A 19,601-nucleotide genomic window follows, 5' to 3' on the forward strand; every position below is an offset into this window, starting at 1 on the left:
GCCGGATGTTCTCGGCTACAGTGGTTGCACGTTTTCGCGACGATTCTCAGGCCGCTTCGACACGCAGCGCGCGTGATGAAGCAATGCTGGAAATCCGCTGCGTAAACGAGCGCGGCCCGCAGGTGATAACAGCACCCACGGGCCGCTGACCACAACCAACTCAACCCAACGGAGTTGACCATGGCTGGCGCGAATCATAACGCACCGATGTATTTCCACGATTGTTTTGTCTCCCCTCGATCGTCCCTTCAATCCCGCCGTATCGTTCCGCACCTCCGGCTCGCCGACATGGCGCCGCCTGTCGTGTATCTGTGGATGAAATTGTCCGGCCGATGGATCGAGGCGGCGGGCTTCGATCCCGAGCAGCGCCTGCATATCGAGGTGTCGCACAAGCGGCTGGTGATCACGCCGATCGACGACGCGGATTGCGATCATCGCGGGAAAGGCGAATGCCCCGATGTCGGTCCTGCGGCAGCACAACAGCCGCAGCTGGTTTCGGTGACGGCGGGAGCAGCGTAATGAACTACGACGATCCGAATCAATACACCGACGACGTACCGGACGATTTCGACTACTACGATGTCGGTGAACTGGCGGCCAAGTCCGCCCTCGTGCTGAAGCTCAACGCGCTGATCGCATCGCGCGGCCTGAACGAGGAAGAGACCGCTGCGCTCGCCGAGATGGCGCGACCGGCAGTCACGCCCGAGCAGCGCGAGCGGCTCCGGAACGTTTCGCTGGATCAACTGATGCTGACGCTGGCGTCGTTCGGCCAGCATGTGGAGATCGTGGTGAAGCCGGCGGGGGAATCGGGGCCGGCGGGGATTACGGTTTCGATCTGACGGCCCGCAGAGCGGGCTGAAAGAAGTGTGTGGCGGCCGGAAGCGCCTCGGCGCTCGCATGAGGCAGCGTTAGGAGTAGGTGCTATCAAACACATAGCATGACGACGGCCGGGCCCAACGGCCGCCGCCGAAGCGGTTCCGGCGCCACACTCGTTCAATTTAACGTGAACGATCGTTACAACCAATCGGACCAGGCTGATTCTGTCACCCGTCGAAACATCGCCTGACCAACCGATGTGCGAGCAGGAGATCATTGATGAATCGCAAAGCACACCCTCGTGGCACCGACAATGTGCTTGCCGACCTGCATTTCGACGATGCCGAGGGACTGACCGCCAAAGCCGCGCTCGCGCTCAAACTCAACGACCTGATCGACAAGCGGGGCCTGAGTCAAATCGAAACGGCAGCAATCACGGGTATGACGCAGCCGAAGGTGTCGCAGATCCGCCGCTATAAGCTCCAGAACATTTCGCTCATGCGTTTGATGGAGGCGCTGGTGTCACTGGACCAGCATGTGGAAATCGTCGTTCAGCCTGCACGGCGCACGCGTTTGGCGGGCATCACGGTAGTCGGCTAAGGAAGCATGCGATGTGATGCGCGCAACGCTCACATCACGCATCGCTTCGCCCGTCGAACCGGATTCAACGCTAACCGTAGCGCGCCTAAGCGCCGATTACCCAAACGAGATAATGAGCTTCTTTCCGCATGCTGCAGCGTATTTGCGCAGCGTCGAAAACGACGGCGAATGCTTCTCACTCGATAGCGAGGCTTCAAGCCTGGATACGGCGGATGTTGTGGTCCCCATGCGCTCCGCGACTTGCGCTTGCGTCAAGCCCGCTTCTTTACGCGCATCGAGCAATGCGCGAAGCGCGGTAAATTCCTCTTCCAGCGCGTCGTACTCTGCCTTGATGACCGGGTCAGAGAGCAGACGAGCGGTGTCTTCGGCAGTGTGCCGAACAGGTACATACCGATCCTCGTTTGCACGTGCGGGGCGAGCCTTAGCCATTGCTTTGTACCTCCTTCATTCGCCGACGGGCGATACGCAATTCGTCTTCCGGCGTTTCCTGCGTCTTCTTGACGAAGGAATGCAGGATGACGAGTTCGCATCCAACCTGTATGCAATAAAACACGCGCCCGATACCTTCCCGACCTCGCGGGCGCAATTCAAACAATCCTGCCCCCATCGCGCGCGAATGTGGCATCCGTAGATCCGCACCGTGTTCCTCCATGGTTTCGATCAAACGGAGGTAGCCCGCGAGAATGCCCTTGGGCAACGCAAACACGTCACGCTTCACACGCTCGTCGTAGTACAGGATCGTCCAGTTCTTCATCGTCATATTAGCAAATATGCTAACACCCATCAAGCCAGTAGAGTGCCCCCGGCCAACGAGCTACGCGCGCGTGGCCGCCCCGCGTGTACTGTGACTTTTAAGACAACGCAACATGCCTGCCGCCGGCTCCAGGCCTTGATCGGAACCTTCTTGTCCGACTAGGTGAGCAAGGTGTTCGGCCTCTATCCTTCAAGTCGTCCTCTACACGCTTCCGTCAGACTTTAGGGCGACGCCTTCACGATTCGCTAGCTAGCCGAACGATCTACCCTCCCATGCTGCACACGCTCGGCACAAAACAAAAAAGCCGCTGCCGTCACAAACGGCAGCGGCCAACCCGACGAATCACCCGATCCGCCGTCTTCCTGATACACCCGCTTACTGCTGAATCGTCGCCTGCTGCGCCAGCTTGTCCACCAGCGCCGTCATCGCACGCTGCTGCGCCTGCGCTTCGAGCTGCTGACGCAACACCGTCTTCGCCGCCTCGAACGTCGGCACGACCGTCGGGCGCTTCTCGTCGAGTTTCACGATTGCAAACGCGTTGCCGATCCGGATCGGGCCCGCGACGGCGCCCGGTTGCAGCGACGTAATCGTCTGCGCGAGCGACACGGGCAAGCCGCCCGTCTTCCCGTCGGCCACCGGCGTGCGCAACTCGACCCACTGTGCAACACCCCCATTCGGCGTCGTGTTGTACTTCTTCGCCACGGCGTCGAACGCAGCGCCCTGCTTCAGCTCCGCGACCAGCGCGTTCACTTCGGCCGGATCCGCCACCGCGATCACTTCCGCACGATATTGAAACTGCCCGCCATTCGCGACGATGTCGTCGTAACGCGCCTTCACCTGCGCATCGGTCACCGCTTGCGGATGCACGTTGTCGCGCAGGTAGAGATCCGTCGCCGCGACCGTACGGGCGCGCATCACGACGCGATTCACTTCGGGACGGCTGCCGTAGTTGGCTTTTTCCGCCGCCTGCTCGACCAGATGCCGGGCGATCAGCTCCTGTTTGGCCTGCGCGCGCAGCGCGGGCGTGACGGCCTGCCCGGATGCTTCGATCATGCCGTCCACATCGCTGCGCGCGATGGGCGTGTCGTTGACGACCGCTTCGACGCCCGTAGGCAGCGGCGTTTCGGTTTTCGTGCCTGCGGCGCGTGCGACGGGAGCACCGCAGGCGCACGCGAGTGCGATCAGCGTGGAAACAATGGAAATGTGATGCTTCTTCATGACGATTCCTTCATCGAGGGAGGGGGATGCCGCACGCGATGGCGGCCGGGAGGAGATGCGGCAGCTTCGCCGCGGGCAACCGATCGCGTCGGCGCCTGACAGGCCGCGCGCGAGCGATCGCGCCACGGCCAGACCTGAAACGCGAACCGGTCGGGCCGGCCGCGCATGACTTTGCAGCGTCGTCGCCGGTCACGCTGCGACGATCGACGGACAGAAAGACAGAGATGAATGCCCTGCGCTCGCATGAGGCAGCGTTCTCCCAACCTGCGACCCAAATGGTGCAGATGCGACCGAGCCCACCGGTCGCCGCAAGGCATTCACGTGTGTCCGTCCGGCTTTGCGGGTACCGAAGGCATCGTTCGCTTCGGCCGCGCGCGGAGAAAAATACGCTGCCCGGTGACCGGGCAGCGCGTCCAACGAAGCGGAGCTTCGGATACGAGGTATCGGGCGCATACCATGCAGCCGCCCGACCTTCGCATTGTCGAAGCGCATATGGCGTCCGCACAATCAGCCTGGTCCTATTCCGCACGACATCACCGTTGAATCGTCGACGTGTCGCGCGCGTTCATCGTCACGGCGAGCGGTGCAGTTGCGGCCGCGCGCGCAACCCGCCCGAACACCGTGCCTTTCACCAGAAAATCTGCCGCACTCATCAATCAGTACTCCCTGTCTGAACTGGCCGAACGACGTCGGCCGGAATACTGCGTATTAAAAAGATCGTCGGACGCGATCTCTATCGGACAGGTCTTATTGGCGCACCGTGAACGCAAAAATAGGACTGGGACTACAAACGTGACGGCAGGTGAAGTCGGCGTGTCGGCGTGTTTCGTACGAAATCATCAATTCGGACTGGTCTTATTCAGTTGCCGGATGGCGATCCATAAAGTGGCAATCAAGACGGCGCCGCGCCGCTTGTGCGAGGAAGCGCGAGCGGTCGGCTGCCCCGGCACAAACCACGCAACCGCCCGCCGCGTCGACACGCGTGCGGGTTTCCGGAGAGCCCATCCCATGCAGACCACCCCGGCCCATGACACGCCTGCTTTCGACGACACCGCTTTGCAGGAACACGGCATCGACAACACGATGCTCACCACGAGCACCGATGCATCGTCGCTCGATGCGAACGACGACGCCGTCGCCACCACCACGCAAGCGCTGATCGATCGCGGCGAAGTCGGGCGCGCGGCCGCACTGGCCGCCGCGCATTGGGAACGGCGTCCCGACTCGCCCGCAGCCGCGTTCAATTGCGGCTACGCGATGCAGATGGCAGGACGCCACGCGGACGCCATCGCACCGTATCGCCGCACGCTCGCACTCGCGCCGTCCTGGCCGTCGCTCAAGAACAACCTCGCGCTGGCGATCCGCCTCACCGGCGGCGATCCCGAAGTGGAATTCGCGTTGATCGAAGGCGCACTCGACGACAACCCCAACGACCGGCGCGCGTGGACCAACGCCGTGGTCACGCGGATCGATCGCTTCGATCTCGACGGCGCGTTGCGTGCCGCCGCACGGGCGACCGCGCTCGCACCGGACAATGCGCTGGCGCTGAACAATGCGTCCCTCGCACTGAAAGAAGCGCAACGCCGGGACGAAGCCGAGCAATACGCGACGCTCGCGGTCGAACGCGCGCCGCACAGCGCGACGTACCGCCACAACCTGTCGCTGCTTCAACTCGCGCGCGGCGATTTCGCATCGGGGTGGGTCAACTACGAATCGCGCTGGGAAGGAGCGGCCGAATTGCGCGGCCACCTGCCGGCTTTTCCGGGCCCGCGCTGGCGCGGCGAATCGCTGAAGGGCAAGACGCTGCTCGTATGGGGTGAACAAGGCCTCGGCGACGCGCTGCAATTCTGTCGCTACGTGCCGCTGCTCGCGGAGCGCGTGCATCGTGAAGGCGGCCGGATCGTTTGGAACGCATTTCCGGTGATGGGCGCGCTGTTCGCGCGCAGCCTCGCGCGCCACGTCGACGTGTTCGACACCGGCACGCGGATCGACGATCTGCCCGCGTTCGATTTCGAACTGCCGCTGATGAGCATTCCGGGCATGCTCGGCCTCGACGGCGACACGATCGCGACGACGGTACCTTACCTCCACGCCGACCCGGCAGCCACCGACGCGTGGCGCACGGCGCTCGCCGGCGAAAAGCGGCTGAAGGTCGGGCTTGCGTGGACCGGCAGCCTCTCGCATCAACGCAACCGCTTTCGCCGCGTCGGCCTCGAACGGTTCGCGGAAGCGTTCGGCAGCTTGCAGCAGCACGTCGCGTTCTACTCGCTGCAGCCCGGTGCGCAACACGACATCGAAGCCGCCCGTTCGAACGGGTTCGTCGTGAACGACACCACACGCGAATGGAAAACGCTCGACGACACCGCCGCTTTCATCGGCGCGCTCGATCTCGTGATCACGGTCTGCACGTCGGCCGCCCACCTGAGCGGTGCGCTAGGGCAGTTCACGTGGGTGCTGCTCGATGCGAACCCGCACTGGGTCTGGCAGAACGATCGCCGCGACAGTCCGTTCTATCCGAGCGCGTCGCTGTATCGGCAGAAGACGTTCGCCGACTGGCAGCCCGTCCTCGACGAAGCCGCCGCCGATCTGCGCGATCTCGTCGGCTGACCGCACGGAGGCGCGCGTCATGGACTACAACCTCTGCATCGTCCGCCCGTCCGGCTATGCGCATTCGGGCACATTCACCGAACTCGCCGAAGTGATCGCGTACGGGCTCGAAGATCTCGGCCACGCGGTTCACTTCAACGAGAACACCATGATGTCCGACGCACGGAACATCCTGATCGGCTGCCATCTCGCCGATCCACGCGAGACCGAGCACGTGCCGGACGACACGATCGTCGTCAACACCGAGCAGCTTCACGTCGACGAACAGCCGTGGAATGCGAACATCTATCACTGGGCGTCGCGATACGAAACCTGGGATTACAGCGCGCGCAACCTGGCGAAGCTCCACAGCCTCGGCATCGGGCACGCGCGCTACCTGAAGCTCGGCTTCCATCCGAAGCTGCGCCGCATTCCGGACGACGTCGAGCAGGATATCGACGTGCTGTTCTACGGCACGATCGGCCCGCGCCGCGCGGCGGTTCTGGAGGCATTGCAGGCGCGTGGGCTGACAGTCGGGATCGTCAGCGGCGGCATCTACGGCGCCGAGCGCGATGCCTGCATCGCGCGGGCGAAAGTCGTGCTGAACCTGCATCACTACGCGTCGCATATTTTCGAAGTGGTGCGCGCGTTCTATCTGATGACGAACGGCAAGGCGATCGTCGGCGAGGTGTCGCCGACGACATCGGTCGATCCGGATTATGTGACCGGGTTCCGCGCGGCGCCGTATGACGCGCTGGTCGACACCTGCGTCGAGCTGGTGCGCGATACAGCGCAGCGCCGCCGGCTCGAAGCGGCCGCGCTGGACACGATCGGACGGATGCCGCAGGCGAAGTCGCTCGCGCCGCTGCTGTCGTGGGAGCCGGTGGCGGCATGACGGCGCCGCGGCGGGGCGCCTCCCGCCGTCACGCCTTCTTCTTCGCCCTCAACACGAACGCCGCCGCCGTACAGCCGATCATCGCGATGCCCGCGATCAGGAACGTATCGCTGTACGCCATCAGCAGCGCCTCGCGCATCACGCGCTGGTTCACGAGTCCGAGCGCCAGCTCGTGCACGCCGGAAATCGACCCGCCGGGCAACACGTCCACACGCGGCGCATGCACACGCGCGAGCAGCCGCGCGAGCATCGCCATGCGTTCCTGGAACGCTTCGGAGAACGGCGTGACCGCCTCGCCGATGCGCATCGCGTGCAGCTTCTGCCGCTCGACGACGATCTGGCTCATCACCGCGATGCCGATCGCGCCGCCGACGTTGCGGACCATGTTGAACACGCCCGACGCGGACCCGAGCTGCGCCTTCTCGATCCCGTCGACGGCCATCACGGCCAGCGCGATCACGACGAACGACTGCCCGATCCCGCGCACGATCAGCGACGGGACGATCACGTTCGACGCCGCATCGGCGTCGAGGTGAATGTTCATCAGGCAGCCGGCCGCGACCAGCACGAAGCCGAGCACGATCGTCGTGCGCGGGCTCGTGCGGCGCATCAGCGGCGGCGTCAGGAACGACATCACGAACTGCACGAGCCCGTACGGAATCATCGCGAGACCGATGTCGCGCGCGCTGTAGCCGTGCAGTTCGGCAAAGTAGTTCGGCACGAGGAACACCACGCCGAACACCACCGCACCGAACAGGAACTGCATCAGGCTCGCGATCCCGAAGTTGTACTGGCCGAGCAGGCGCAGGTTGATGAACGGCTCCTTGCGCCGCAGCTCGATCGCGACGAACGCCGCCAGCCCGGCCGCCGCGACGAGCGACAGCTCGACGATCAGGTCCGACGCGAACCAGTCCTTGCGCCCGCCCTCCTCCAGCACGATCTGCAGCGCGCTCAAGCCGACCGCCATCGTCGCGATGCCGAACCAGTCGGCCCGCCTGAGCATCCCGAGCTGCACCGGCACGGGCCGGATCGCCCAGCCGATCGCCGCGACCAGCGCGATCGCCGGCGGAATCTGCAGATAGAAGATCCACCGCCACGAATACATGTCGGTCAGCCAGCCGCCGACCGATGGCCCCGCCGCCTGCGCGACGTTGTTCGCGATCGCGAACAGCGCCATCCCGAGCGGATGTTTCGACGGCGGCAATTCGGTGACGATCAGCTGGAACGACAGCGGAATCAGCACGCCGCCGAACGCGCCCTGCAGCGCCCGCGCGACGATCATCGTCGAGATGCTCGGCGCGACCGAGCACGCCATCGAGAACGCAAGAAAACCGGTCGCGCCGACCAGCAGCACGCGTCGCGCGGAAAACACCTGCACGAGCCAGCCGGTGAGCGGAATCACGACGATCTCGGCGACCAGGTACGCGGTGGTGATCCACGAGCCTTCCTCGAAGCTCGCGCCGAGCGAGCCGCGGATGTCGGGCAGCGACGCGTTGGTCACGTGCACGTTCATGCCGGCCATGAAGCAGCCGAACACGCCACCGAGCACCGCGACCCACGCGCGCAGCGAAACGGTGTCTTCGTGCGCAGCCTGTGCGGTCGTCGCGGTCACGAGCCGGCCCCCTGCGTGCCGCGCGTGTCGACGCGCGCGATCACCGACATGCCGGGCCGCAGCACGACGCCGGCCGGCGGCGCATCGACGCGGATCTTCACCGGGATGCGCTGCACGATCTTCGTGAAGTTGCCGGTCGCGTTGTCGGGCGGCAGCAGCGCGAACTGCGCACCGGAGCCCGGCGCGAGGCCGATCACGCGGCCGTGCAGCGTGTGGCCCGAATAGGTGTCGACGTCGAGCTCGACGGGCTGGCCGTCGTGCATCGCGCCGAGCTGCGTTTCCTTGAAGTTCGCGACGACGTACACGTCGCTCAGCGGCACCACCGCGAGCAGCGGCATCCCGACTTCGACGTACTGGCCCGCACGCACCGCGCGCTGGCCGACGCTGCCGTCGCGCGTCGCGCGGATCACCGTGTGGTCGAGATCGAGCTGCGCGAGCGCAAGCTTCGCCTGGGCGGCCGCGAGCCGCGCACGCGCCTGCGCGATCGCCGCGGTGCTCTGTTCGCGGCGGCGCTGCAGCACGGTCTGCTGGTCGGTCTGCACACGCACGGCCGCGCCGGCGCGGGCCAGCTCGGCGCGCGCCTTCAGCGCGTCCGCGTGGGCCTGCTCCCAGCGCTGTCCGCTCGCGGCGGATTCGGCCAGCAGTTGCTTGTAGCGCGTCGCATCGGCGTCGCGCCGCGCGGCTTCGGCGCGCGCGGCGGCCGCGTCGGCGTCGGCCTGCGCGATCTGGCTGCGCTGCTGGCCGACCTGCGCGTCGAGCGTCGCGGCCGCTGCCTGCTCGGCTTGCAGCGTCGCGTCGGCCGCCGCGACGGCGGCCTGCGCATCGTCGACCTTCGCGCGATAGTCGCGATCGTCGAGCCGCACGAGCACGTCGCCGCGCTTGACCCGCTGGTTGTCGTCGACGGCGACCTGCGTGACGTAACCCGACACGCGCGAGCTGACGGTCACGACGTCGGCGCGGACGTACGCGTCGTCGGTGCCTTCGATGAAGCGGCCGACGGTCCACCAGTGCCAGCCGAACACGGCGAGTGCGATGACGGCGAGCACGACGCCCGCGGCGATCAGTTGGCGCCGGGAGAACCGGGCGGATTTGGCTTTTTCGGGTACGGCAGTCGTGCTCATGATCGGAATGATGAGTAGGCGTGCAAGAGAACGGACAGGGACGCTGCGAACGCGGCCGGCTACGGTTGCCAGCCGCCTCCGAGCGCCTTGAACACGGCGACCTGGTCGAGCGAGACCTGCTGCGTCGACTCGGCCAGCGCCGAATCGACCGCAACGAGGCTGCGCTGCGCGTCGAGCACGCCGAGGAAATCGAGTGCGCCGGCTTCGTAGTTCAGCTCGGCGAGGCGATACGCGCGCGCATGCTCGGCACGCGCGGTTTCGAGCGCGGCGCGGCGGCGCCATGCGGCGCCGTACCGGGCCAGCGCCTGCTCGGTTTCCTTCAGCGCGCGCAGCACCTGCGCATCGAATTGCGCGCGGGCGAGCGTGTCGTCGGCGCGGGCCTGCGCGAGTCGCGCGCGGCTCGCCGCCATGTTCGGAAAGCGCCACGTGATCAGCGGGCCGACGCCCCATGCGATCGCGTACTTGTCGCCGAGCGTCGACGGATCGCCGCCGGTCGACAGCCAGTTCACCGAGCCGCCGAGCGAAATCGACGGATACAGCTCGGCCGTCGCCACGCCGATCCGCGCATTCGCGGCGGCCAGCTGGCGCTCGCTCTCGCGCAGGTCGGGGCGGCGGCGCAGCAGCGACGCGCCGTCGCCGACCGGGAACGGCCGCGCGAGCACCGGCGCGGTGCGGCAATGCGCGGCGGCGTCGGGCAGCGCGCCGGGCGCCCGCCCGGTCAGCACCGCGAGTTCGTACAGCGCCGCGCGACGCGAGCCGACGAGTGCCGGCAGATCGGCGCGCGTGTCGTCGGCGAATGCGCGCGAACGCGCCACTTCGAGGTCGGACACCAGCCCGTGCGCGCGCTGTTTCGCCGTCAGCGCGGCCAGCCGGTCCGCGATCCCGACCGACTGCTCGGCCACGTCGATCCGCTCGCCGTACGCGCACACCTGCGCATACGCGGCCGTCGTCTCGGCGGCCACCACGACGCGCATCGCATCGGACGCGGCCTGCACCGCATCCGCATCCGCCCGCGCGGCGTCGACCAGATGGCGCACGCGGCCCCACAGATCGACTTCCCACGACAGCGAGAACGACGGCGCGAAACCCCAGCGCGTCCGCGCATCGGTGTCCTTGGCCGCCGCGACGATCTGGTCGGGCGCGTGCTTGCCGTAGTCGACGCCGAACCCGGCCGTCGTGTCGGGCAGCCGCGCGGCGCCGGCCTCGTCGAACACGGCACGCGCGCGCTCGACCCGCGCCACGGCCGCCGCGAGATCGCGGTTCTGCTCAAGCGCATCGCGCACGAGGCCGTCGAGCACGGGATCGTCGTAGAGCCGCCACCAGCGTTGCGGCGGTTCGCCGGCCGCCGCGGCCGGCACGTCGGCCACCGCGTCGAACGGGCCGGTGCGCGCCGCATCGGATACAGGCGGCCGGTACGGTTCGCCGACCGAACACGCGGCCAGCGCGGTCGATGCCAGCAGCACGGCCGCACAGGTGGCGCGCCGTACGCGCGGCAAGCGTGCCTCGACGGCGGGAGAAGCGGGCGGAGCGGACGGAATGGACGGAACGCGCATCGGGTGGCAAGAAGGTCGAACAAACGATGGGCTTATGGTAATTTCGACCTATGCGGTCGATCTCGCGCGTAAAGCGCATTCGTCGTCGAGAAAAGGACATTCGGATCAATTGGAAAATTTCTTCGTCGCACTCGAGCGCCAGGCGCGCGACAAGCAGATCGCCGTCGTCGCGTCCGACTCGCCGGCGGGCATGGCGTACCCGCCGCATTCGCACCGCCAGGGCCAGCTGATCCACGCGATTTCCGGCGTGATGATCGTGCACGCGGACGCGGGCAGCTGGGTCGTGCCGACGGGCCGCGCGGTGTGGGTGCCGGGCGGCACGCAGCACGAGATCCGCTCGGCCGGCGACGTGCAGATGCGCACCGTGTTCGTCGGCCCCGAAGTGCGGCCGAGCCTGCCGGCCGAATGCCGGGTGATCGAAGTCGGCACGCTGCTGCGCGAACTGATCGTGACGGCCTGCGACCTGCCCGCCGACTACGACCTGTCGCACCGTGCGGGCCGCGTGCTCGCGCTGATCCTCGACGAGATCGAGATCGCGCCGTCGCTGTCGCTGCACGTGCCGATGCCGCGCCATCCCGCGCTCGTCGCGCTGTGCACGCGGCTCATCAACGACCCGTCGTCGGTCGTCACGCTGCAGGCGTGGGCGCGCGACGCGCACATGAACGAGCGCACGCTCGCCCGCGCATTCAAGCGCGAGACGGGCATGACGCACGGCGCGTGGTGCCGCCACGCGCGGCTGCTGCTGAGCCTGCCGCGCCTCGCCGCCGGCACCCCGATCCTCGAACTCGCGCTCGAACATGGCTACGACAGCCCCAGCGCGTTCGCGGCGATGTTCCGCAAGGCGCTCGGCGTCGCGCCGAGCGAATACTTCCGGCGGCGTTAGGGCCTGTCGATTGTCCGTTTTGCGACGATCGATCGCTGATGCGCGCGCGCGGCGTGCCGCGGCCGTCGCTACAGTAGCGGCATCGCCACATGGCCGGCCGGAGGTTTCGTTATCCCGATGGATCTGATTCAAAGCATGCAGGCGTTCGTCACGCTCGCCGACGCGGGCACCTTCACCGAGACCGGCAAACGGCTCGGCATCACGACCGCGCACGTCAGCCGGCTCGTCGCGTCGCTCGAGCATCGTCTCGGCATCCGCTTGCTGAACCGCACGACGCGTTCGATGTGCCTGACCGAAGCGGGCGAGCGCTATCTCGCGCGCGCCCGCGACATCACGCTCGCCGTCGATGCGAGCGAGCGCGAGGCGCGCGACGCGCGCGTGCATCCGCACGGCCGGCTGCGCGCGCATTGCAGCGCCAGCATCGCGAACCATTTCGTGATTCCGCTGATCGGGCAATTCCAGGCGCGCTACCCGGACGTCAGCGTCGACCTGACGCTCGCGCCGCACCTGCCGAAACTGGTGCGCGACAGCTACGACGTCGCGGTGATCGCGATGCCGAGCCTGCCGAGTTCCGAACAGGTCGCGATCGACGTCGGCCGGATCCGCAGCGTACTGTGCGCGTCGCCCGCGTATCTCGATGCGCACGGCACGCCCGATTCGCCGGGCGCGCTCGTTCACCATCGCTGCGTGCAACTGGTCGCGCCCGCGTATCACGAGCGCATCTGGACGCTGTGGCACGGCGCGGAAGCGCAAACGGTGGACGTCGATCCGTCGATGACGGCCGACGTCGCCGCGTCGCTCGCGATCGCGGTGCGCGAAGGCGCGGGAATCGGCTTGCTGCCGGACTTCGTCGCCGCGGCCGACCTGCGCTCGGGCGCGCTGGTGCGCGTGCTGCCCGACTACCAGGCGGAGGAAATCGGCGTGTTCCTGGTGTACGCGTCGCGCCAGCATCTCGATGCAAAGACGCGCGCATGGGTCGACTTCATGAAGGCCGCGCTGCGCGACGCATTCGCACAGGCGCACGACGACGCATGCGCGCCACCGCCGGGGAAAAAAGACCACGCGCCGGGCAAGGCCGGCACGTGGGCCGGCGCCGCCGCGTAGCGGCACCGCGCCGGCGGGCGATGCACGGTTACTGCGGCTTGAACAGCGCACGCAGGTTCGTCATCGCCATGTCGAGGAAGCCGGTGACGAACGCGTCGAATTCCGGCTGGCGCGCGGCGCCGCCGTGCGACGGTTCGCCGGCGATGTCCCACGTCACCGTGCAGGCCTGCTCGCCGCGCGGCTCGACGCGCATCAGCGCCCACAGATTGCCGATGTCGAACGACGTATGGATCAGGCTCCACGTCATCACCATCGCTTCGTCGTCGTGGCTGTTGAGCTGTTCGACGACGACGTTGCCGTCCGCGAAATGCTTGATGCGCAGCGAGCGCACGCCTTCGCCGATCATGTCGGTATGGTCGAGCCCCGTGATGAAGCGCGAGAAGCCGGCGAAATCGCCGACCACGCGCCACGCGTCGCGGGCCGGCACGTCGAGATCGGCCGAGCCGGACAGGATCGGCGTTTGCGGCGCGTAGACGAGCGTGGACGGACGGGGTTGCGTTGCAGTACGTTGCAGCATGATGCCTCCTTGATGAATGATGCGATGACAGCGATTGATCAAACGGGGTACGTCTTCACCACGCGGGTTCGGGCTCGGCGTCGCGGCGGGCGTCGTTCGCGCGCGGCGCGGGCTCGGCCGGCGCCGGCATGAATCCGCATTCGGCGAGATAACCGAAATGCGCATCGAGCAGCGCGTCGTCCTTGTCCGGATACGCGACGCCGAGCCGGCGCAGCGTCGCCTCGGTGCGCGCGTGGTCGATCACGGCCATGTCGCCGATATCGTCCTGCCGGTCGTCGAGATAGAACGCGACGACGTCGAACAGCGCATTCGATTCGTCGATCGACAACAGCCGCTCGCGCCATACCTCGGGCGCCTCGAAACGCAGCGGATAGCCGCGCCGCGCGAGTGCGCGCAGGTAGCCGGCCCAGTCGAGCGGGCGCGGGTTGTGCAGATGGAACACGCGCTCGGTGCGCGCACCGTCGAGCGTGCATGCGACGATCGCGCGCGCCAGGTAGTCGACCGGACTCAGGTCGAACAGCCCGCCCTCGCTCGCGAGCGGTGCGCAGCCGAGCTGCACCGCGCCCTTGAGCAGCAGCAGGATCCGGTTGCGTCCCGGCTGGCACAGCCCGGTGCGCGAGTGGCCCGTGATGTTGCCGGGCCGCAGGATCGTCGTGTCGATTCCGCGCGCCGCCGCTTCGGCAACGAGATGCTCGGACACCCACTTCGTCAGGTTGTAGCCGTTGTTGACGAAGGCAGGGCCGGCCTCCGACGGGGCCGCCTCGATCAGGCGGCCCGTCGGGCCCGTCGCGCTCGCCGCGGATAGCGTCGATACGAAATGCAGCGCCTTGCGGCGGCCGCTGCAGCACAGGCGGAGCAGTTCGAGCGTCGAGCCGACGTTCTCCGCGTGCAGGTATGGGTAGTCGTACACGTGGTTCACGTGTGCGCCGTTGTGATGAATCGCGCCGACCTCGGCCGCGAGCGTCTGCCACTGCGCGTCCGACAGCCCGAGGCGCGGCGCGCCGAGATCGCCGCGCAGCACCCGCACGCGCGGATGCCCGCACAGATGGCCGAGCCCGTTGACGAACGCCGCTTCGTCGAGCCGCCGGCGCGCGCTCGCATCGTCGTCGCCGCGCACGACGCAGTAGACGATCTGGTTCGTGCGGCTGATCAGCTCGCTGAGGATGAAGCTGCCCAGGAAGCCGTTCGCGCCGGTCAGCAGCACCGCGCCGGGGCCGTCGCCCGCCGGCTGGCCGGCCGGCAGTCGCACGTCGTCGGGCAAACGGCGATCGTCGTGCACGCGCGGCGGCACGTTCGCGCCGCGCTCGACCGACTCGTCGGTCAGCAGCGCCGCGAGCGCGGCGACCGTCGGCCGTTCCATGAAACGCGCGAGCGCCGCATTGCCGCCCAGCTCGCGCTTCACCGCCAGCATCAGCCGCGACACCAGCAGCGAATGGCCGCCCAGTTCGAAGAACGACGCGTCGCGGCCGATCTCGTCCGGCGCGAGTTCGAGCAGCGTCGCCCACAGCGCGGCGAGACGAATCTCGAGTGCGCCGCGCGGCGCGTCGCGCGTGTCGCTCCCCGCACGCGACACCGGCAGGCGCGCCAGCGCGGCGCGATCGATCTTGCCGTTCGGCGTCGCGGGCAGCACGTCGAGCGCCGTGATGTCGTACGGCACCATGTAGTCGGGCAGCGTGGCGGCCAGCACGGCGCGCAGCGCGTCGGGCGTCGCCGCCGCGTCGACCGGCTTCGCGGCGAACAGCCGGATGCGCTTGCGCTCGTCGGGCACCACCGCGCACTGGCGGTACAGCCCTGCCGCCAGCGCGGCCGTCTCGATCTCGCCCGGCTCGACGCGAAAACCGCGAATCTTCAGTTGCGTGTCGCGGCGGCCGACGTAGCGCAGCGTACCGTCCGGCTCCCAGCTGGCGATGTCGCCCGTCCGGTACATCGTCGCGCCCGGCGGGCCGTACGGATCGGCGACGAAACGCTCGGCGCTCAGGTCGGGGCGGCCGAGATAGCCGAGCCCGACGCCCGCGCCGGCGATGCACAGCTCGCCTTCCTCGCCGGTAAGCGCCGGACGGCCGTCGGCCGCGAGCACATGGCAGCGCGCGTTCGCGATCGGCCGGCCGATGCGCCGGTTGCTGTCGCCGGCGCGCAGTTCGCCCGTCGTCGCGAGCACCGTGCATTCGGTCGGCCCGTAGATGTTGTGCAGCCGCCGGTTCGCGCTCCAGCGCGCGATCGTGTCGGGGTCGCACACGTCGCCGCCCGTGACGAGATGTGCGAGCGCGGGCCAGTCGCAATCCGGCAGCGCCGCGAGCAGCGCGGGCGGCAGGAACGCGTGCGTGATGCGCGCATCGGCGACGAGCGCCGCGAGCGCGTCGAGTTCGCGGCGCTGCGCTTCGCTCGGCGCGACCAGCGTCGCACCGGCGAGCCAGGTCGGAAACATGTCGAGCAGCGATGCATCGAATGCGACCGTCGAGAACTGCAGCACGCGCGACGACGCATCGAGCGACACGTGCGCGCGATACCAGTGGCAGAACTGCACGATGTTCCGGTGCGACAGCATCACGCCCTTCGGCACGCCAGTCGAACCCGATGTGTAGATCGCGACCGCGCAGCGCGCGTCGCGGTCAGCATCGCGTTCGAGCGGCCACGCGCCGGCCGGCGCATCGGGCGCAGCGTCCGTTTCCCCATGGGTGCCGCAGTCGATCACGTCGAGGTCGAGCCCGTCGAGCAGCGCCAGCTCGACCGCACCGCCCACGACGAGCGCCTGCGCACCCGATTCGCGCAGGATCGTACGGGCGCGCTCGGGCGGAAACGCCGGATCGAGCGGCACGCAGGTCGCACCGGCGCCCAGCACGCCGACGATCGCCGGATACAGCGCGACGCCCTTGTCGAGCCGCACGGCGACCACGCGCGGCGCGGCAAGCCGCGCGGCGATGCGCGCGGCGACCTGGCGGGCGCGCGTGACCAGCTCGCGATAGGTCAACTGGCCATCGGCCGCGACGAGCGCGCAGGCGTCGGGCGCAGCGGCCGCCGCACGCGACACGAGTTCCGGCAACGACGGCTCGCACGGCCACGCAACGGCCGTGTCGTTCGACGCGTGCCAGCCGGCCAGCCGCTCGAGATCGAGCACGATCTCGGCCGGCCCGGGCGGCGTGGCGCGCGGCGCATCGCGCGGATCGCTCAGCTCGCGGGCGATTGCGCTCGCGACTTCGTGCATCAGATCGACCGCGCACGCGGCAATCTCGTCCGCGAGATCGGCGCCGTTGAGCGCCGCGCCGAACGCGAGCGTCGCGTCGGCCAGCACGCGCGTGTCGCCCGGCGCCGCGTCCGCGAGCCACGCGACGCGTACCTCGCGCGGCGGAAACGCATCGGCGACGATCTCGCAATGCAGCGGCCGTGCGTGCGCGCAGTGCACGGCGGGGTCCGGCGCGCCGCAGACGATCGACCACTCGGCCGCGTGGCGCAACGTGTCGGGCGCCGGCGCCGGCAACAGCAGCGCATCGGCCGCGTCGTGCAACGGGCCGTCGCGTCCGTCGGCGATACAGACGGTATGGCCGGTCGCCTCGAGTTCAGCTGCCAGCCGTGCAGCGAGACGGGTCTGGCCGCCGATCGCAATGATGATCGCTTTCATCGACGTGACTCACAGGTAGTCGGACAGGGCCGCGCGGGTCGGCGCGTGATCGAGCAGGCCGCTCATCCGGAAGAACTGCCGGATGTTGACGATCATCGGATGCTGGCTCGTGATCGGATATGCGCCGACCATGTCGTCCGCGATCCGCGCGCGCTCGGCGGCCGGCAGGTCGAGTGCGTCGATCAGGCGGCGATCGAACTGCAGTTGCAGATCGGCGCTCAGGTACTCGCGCAGGAAGCACGGCAGCCCTTCGCCGAGCGCGAGCCGCGCGGGCTCGTCGATCTCCGACCAGTACAGCTTCACGAGATTGATCCAGAACGCCGAGTGACGGCCTTCGTCCGCGAGGTGATCGGCCATCACGCCCTTCACCGAGCGCTTCAGCGTCGCGTCGCGCGAGAACGCCGCGACTTCCGCCGTGACCGTGTTCTCCGAGATCGCGACGCACAGCAGCTCCATGCCGTCGCGGTACTGCGCACCGACCCGCTCGACCGCGCGCGGAATCGCACGCGACAGCTCGATCTCGCTGTTCGGCGGCAGCGGCGCGATGCCGGTGGCCTCCTCGACCTGCCGCAGGTAGTCCATTGCGACGTACGCGTGATAATCCTCGTCGATCACTACGGTCATCGCATCCTGCCGGCACGCGAACGGAAACGGGTGCGCGAACCGGCCGCGCGCGATCCGCAACGCGGTGGCATTGACGATCTCCGTCTCGAAGATGATCACGTCCTGGATGTACTTGTAGAAGCTCTGCAGCAGGACGAAATCGCGCACCGCGTCGCCCGCATCGACGATCGCCGGGTGCGCGCACAGCGGCTGGCGTTCGAGCGGGTAGTAGCGCAGTTCGTCGTCCTCGACGATCCGCCGCGGGCGCGATCGCACGGTCGCGCGCGCCTCCCAGCGATCGACGTGACTCACGTAGGTGACGGCGGTCGTCATCGCGTGTCCTCCGGGGAACCGTAGTAATGGATTTCAAGCAGCAGGCAGCCCGCGTCGCTGCGGAACGGGCCATGCGGCGTGCCGGCCGGACGCACGAAGTAGCTGCCTTCCCGATACGTCGCGCGATACTCGCGCGTCGCGATGTCGACCAGGCTCTGGTCGCCGTCGATCAGGTGCACTTCCTCGTGGTAGTCGTGCAGGAACGGCACACTCGTGCCCGCGCCGGGATCGAACCGCACGATCCGGGTCCGGATGCCGCGCTTCGCGTGCTCGTCCAGCGTATCGACGAGCACGACCTGGTCGATGCCGTCGTCGAACGCCGCCGGGTGCTCCCAGTCGAGCGCCGCGAAATCGACGATGCGCTCCGACAGCCCGCGCGCGTTCATGCCGGCACCACGTTGCGGGTCTGGCCGAGATGCGCGAGCAGCCCGTCCCACAGACGCATCCGCTCGTCGATCGCATCGAGCCCGGCCTGCAGCGCTTCCTCGAGCTTCGCCGCGTCGCCGTCGGCCGCCTCGCGGATCATCGCGCGCGCCGCCGGCCCGTGTTCGCCCGAATCCACTTCGATATGGCGGTCGAGGTAATACACGAGCAGCGGGATCGACGCGCGCTCGATCTTCCATTCGTCGAGCAGCGTGCGGAACATGTCGGGAATCACGTTCTCGCGGCCATAGAAGAAATTGCCGAGCACCTGGTGCGTCGCACCCGACGTGCACGCGGCCATCGTCGCCTCGACGAAGCGGATCACCGGCTCCGGCGCATCGACGGCCTTCAGCGCGGCCGATACCGAGAAGCCCGAGCGCACCAGCGACACCATTTCCTCGATGCGCGACGTCGACGCGCCGACATCGCGCATCGCGTGCAGGTACAGGTCGTAGTGGCTCATGTGGCCGTTCGGCGTTTCGTCCGATTCTTCGCCGAGCACGATCTCGTTGATGAGGCGCGACGCGTTCGCATTGCGCGGCGCGACCCATGGCACCGCGACGGTCGTCAGGTCCTGCTGCAGCCGCTTCACGAGCGACATGAAATCCCATACGGCGAACACGTGCCATTCCATGAACACGCGCAGCTCGTCGATGGTACGGATCGATCCGAACACCGGATGATGCGCGAGCCGCTCGTGCTGCTCGCCGATTTTTCGCTCCAGCCCTTCCAGTTGATTCACGGGACTCTCCTAGTAATGTCCGCTCGCGCCAGCCCACCGCGCCGGCTTCCGGCGCCGGAAACCGTTTCCGGCGAATTGCCTGCATGCCGTTTTCGGCTTGTGCAGCAATTTCAGGCGTCGATGCTAAATAAGCTGACAATTTGCCGCCTATTCAAAACGGACATTCTCATATTCTTTCCGGACCAGACTATCCAATCACCCTTCAATGCCTTTACTGGCAAGGCT

The 19,601-nt window shown here is 67.7% G+C and carries 18 protein-coding genes; 7 read left to right on the forward strand and 11 right to left on the reverse strand.

Annotation, left to right across the window (positions count from 1 at the left end; genetic code table 11):
• The first annotated feature begins 180 nt into the window (after positions 1–180).
• The 3 genes from HWW87_RS26380 to HWW87_RS26390 all read left to right on the forward strand — a co-directional run bounded on the left by HWW87_RS26380 (position 181) and on the right by HWW87_RS26390 (position 1,416).
• Positions 181–519 carry a SymE family type I addiction module toxin gene (locus tag HWW87_RS26380; RefSeq protein ID WP_175822764.1) on the forward strand — a complete coding sequence of 113 codons (339 nt, stop codon included), beginning with the start codon at positions 181–183 and terminating at the stop codon, positions 517–519.
• Positions 519–839, forward strand: a complete 321-nt coding sequence (locus HWW87_RS26385) for an XRE family transcriptional regulator (RefSeq protein WP_175822765.1) — start codon at positions 519–521, stop codon at positions 837–839. Before HWW87_RS26380 ends, HWW87_RS26385 begins: the two co-directional genes overlap by 1 nt.
• 256 nt (positions 840–1,095) lie before the next feature.
• Entirely contained in the window at positions 1,096–1,416 is a 321-nt protein-coding gene (locus HWW87_RS26390) for a helix-turn-helix transcriptional regulator (protein WP_175822766.1), read from the forward strand.
• A 96-nt stretch (positions 1,417–1,512) separates the two neighbouring features.
• Here the strand turns inward: HWW87_RS26390 and HWW87_RS26395 are convergent, their stop codons facing one another.
• The 3 genes from HWW87_RS26395 to HWW87_RS26405 form a co-directional block, all read right to left on the reverse strand.
• Entirely contained in the window at positions 1,513–1,845 is a 333-nt protein-coding gene (locus HWW87_RS26395; RefSeq protein WP_175822767.1) for a helix-turn-helix domain-containing protein, read from the reverse strand.
• The gene (locus HWW87_RS26400) at positions 1,838–2,170 is read right to left on the reverse strand and encodes a type II toxin-antitoxin system RelE/ParE family toxin (RefSeq protein WP_175822851.1); all 333 of its coding nucleotides are present in this window, start codon (positions 2,168–2,170) and stop codon (positions 1,838–1,840) included. The genes HWW87_RS26395 and HWW87_RS26400 overlap by 8 nt, the downstream gene beginning before the upstream one ends.
• Positions 2,171–2,545: 375 nt before the next feature.
• Complete coding sequence (locus tag HWW87_RS26405) at positions 2,546–3,388, reverse strand: peptidyl-prolyl cis-trans isomerase (protein ID WP_175822768.1); 843 nt, start codon at positions 3,386–3,388, stop codon at positions 2,546–2,548.
• Positions 3,389–4,396: 1,008 nt separating this feature from the next.
• Here HWW87_RS26405 and HWW87_RS26410 point away from each other — a divergent pair.
• Together HWW87_RS26410 and HWW87_RS26415 are read left to right on the forward strand one after the other, a co-directional pair.
• Entirely contained in the window at positions 4,397–5,995 is a 1,599-nt protein-coding gene (locus HWW87_RS26410; protein WP_175822852.1) for a hypothetical protein, read from the forward strand.
• 19 nt (positions 5,996–6,014) lie between these two features.
• Positions 6,015–6,869 (forward strand): hypothetical protein, encoded by an 855-nt coding sequence (locus tag HWW87_RS26415; RefSeq protein ID WP_175822769.1) that lies wholly within the window; start codon positions 6,015–6,017, stop codon positions 6,867–6,869.
• A 28-nt stretch (positions 6,870–6,897) separates the two neighbouring features.
• On the opposite strand, the gene HWW87_RS26420 is transcribed toward HWW87_RS26415, so the two are convergent.
• Genes HWW87_RS26420 through HWW87_RS26430 form a run of 3 tightly spaced genes read right to left on the reverse strand, consistent with a single transcriptional unit; the run spans position 6,898 to position 11,098 of the window.
• Positions 6,898–8,481 (reverse strand): MDR family MFS transporter, encoded by a 1,584-nt coding sequence (locus HWW87_RS26420; RefSeq protein WP_175822770.1) that lies wholly within the window; start codon positions 8,479–8,481, stop codon positions 6,898–6,900.
• Positions 8,478–9,602, reverse strand: a complete 1,125-nt coding sequence (locus tag HWW87_RS26425; protein WP_175822771.1) for an HlyD family secretion protein — start codon at positions 9,600–9,602, stop codon at positions 8,478–8,480. The genes HWW87_RS26420 and HWW87_RS26425 overlap by 4 nt, the downstream gene beginning before the upstream one ends.
• 59 nt (positions 9,603–9,661) lie before the next feature.
• Complete coding sequence (locus tag HWW87_RS26430; RefSeq protein WP_244107343.1) at positions 9,662–11,098, reverse strand: TolC family protein; 1,437 nt, start codon at positions 11,096–11,098, stop codon at positions 9,662–9,664.
• A gap of 166 nt (positions 11,099–11,264) precedes the next feature.
• Between HWW87_RS26430 and HWW87_RS26435 the strand changes: the two genes are divergently transcribed.
• Positions 11,265–12,038, forward strand: coding sequence for a helix-turn-helix transcriptional regulator (locus HWW87_RS26435; protein WP_174385475.1), 774 nt, complete (start codon positions 11,265–11,267; stop codon positions 12,036–12,038).
• 117 nt (positions 12,039–12,155) lie between these two features.
• Positions 12,156–13,142 carry a LysR family transcriptional regulator gene (locus HWW87_RS26440; RefSeq protein WP_175822773.1) on the forward strand — a complete coding sequence of 329 codons (987 nt, stop codon included), beginning with the start codon at positions 12,156–12,158 and terminating at the stop codon, positions 13,140–13,142.
• A 28-nt stretch (positions 13,143–13,170) separates the two neighbouring features.
• On the opposite strand, the gene HWW87_RS26445 is transcribed toward HWW87_RS26440, so the two are convergent.
• The 5 genes from HWW87_RS26445 to HWW87_RS26465 are packed head-to-tail and all read right to left on the reverse strand — an operon-like array spanning position 13,171 to position 19,376.
• Positions 13,171–13,659: an SRPBCC family protein gene (locus tag HWW87_RS26445; RefSeq protein ID WP_175822774.1), complete on the reverse strand. Its 489-nt coding sequence runs from the start codon at positions 13,657–13,659 to the stop codon at positions 13,171–13,173.
• A gap of 55 nt (positions 13,660–13,714) precedes the next feature.
• Positions 13,715–17,275, reverse strand: coding sequence for an amino acid adenylation domain-containing protein (locus HWW87_RS26450; protein ID WP_175822775.1), 3,561 nt, complete (start codon positions 17,273–17,275; stop codon positions 13,715–13,717).
• 9 nt (positions 17,276–17,284) lie between these two features.
• On the reverse strand, positions 17,285–18,211 hold the full coding sequence (locus HWW87_RS26455; protein WP_006479989.1) for a diiron oxygenase: 927 nt from the start codon (positions 18,209–18,211) through the stop codon (positions 17,285–17,287).
• Entirely contained in the window at positions 18,208–18,597 is a 390-nt protein-coding gene (locus tag HWW87_RS26460; RefSeq protein ID WP_175822776.1) for a cupin, read from the reverse strand. The genes HWW87_RS26455 and HWW87_RS26460 overlap by 4 nt, the downstream gene beginning before the upstream one ends.
• On the reverse strand, positions 18,594–19,376 hold the full coding sequence (locus HWW87_RS26465) for a DUF3050 domain-containing protein (protein WP_174385480.1): 783 nt from the start codon (positions 19,374–19,376) through the stop codon (positions 18,594–18,596). Before HWW87_RS26465 ends, HWW87_RS26460 begins: the two co-directional genes overlap by 4 nt.
• Positions 19,377–19,601 lie beyond the last annotated feature (225 nt).

This window comes from Burkholderia sp. BCC0419, assembly GCF_902830285.1.
In the GTDB taxonomy this organism is placed as follows: domain Bacteria; phylum Pseudomonadota; class Gammaproteobacteria; order Burkholderiales; family Burkholderiaceae; genus Burkholderia.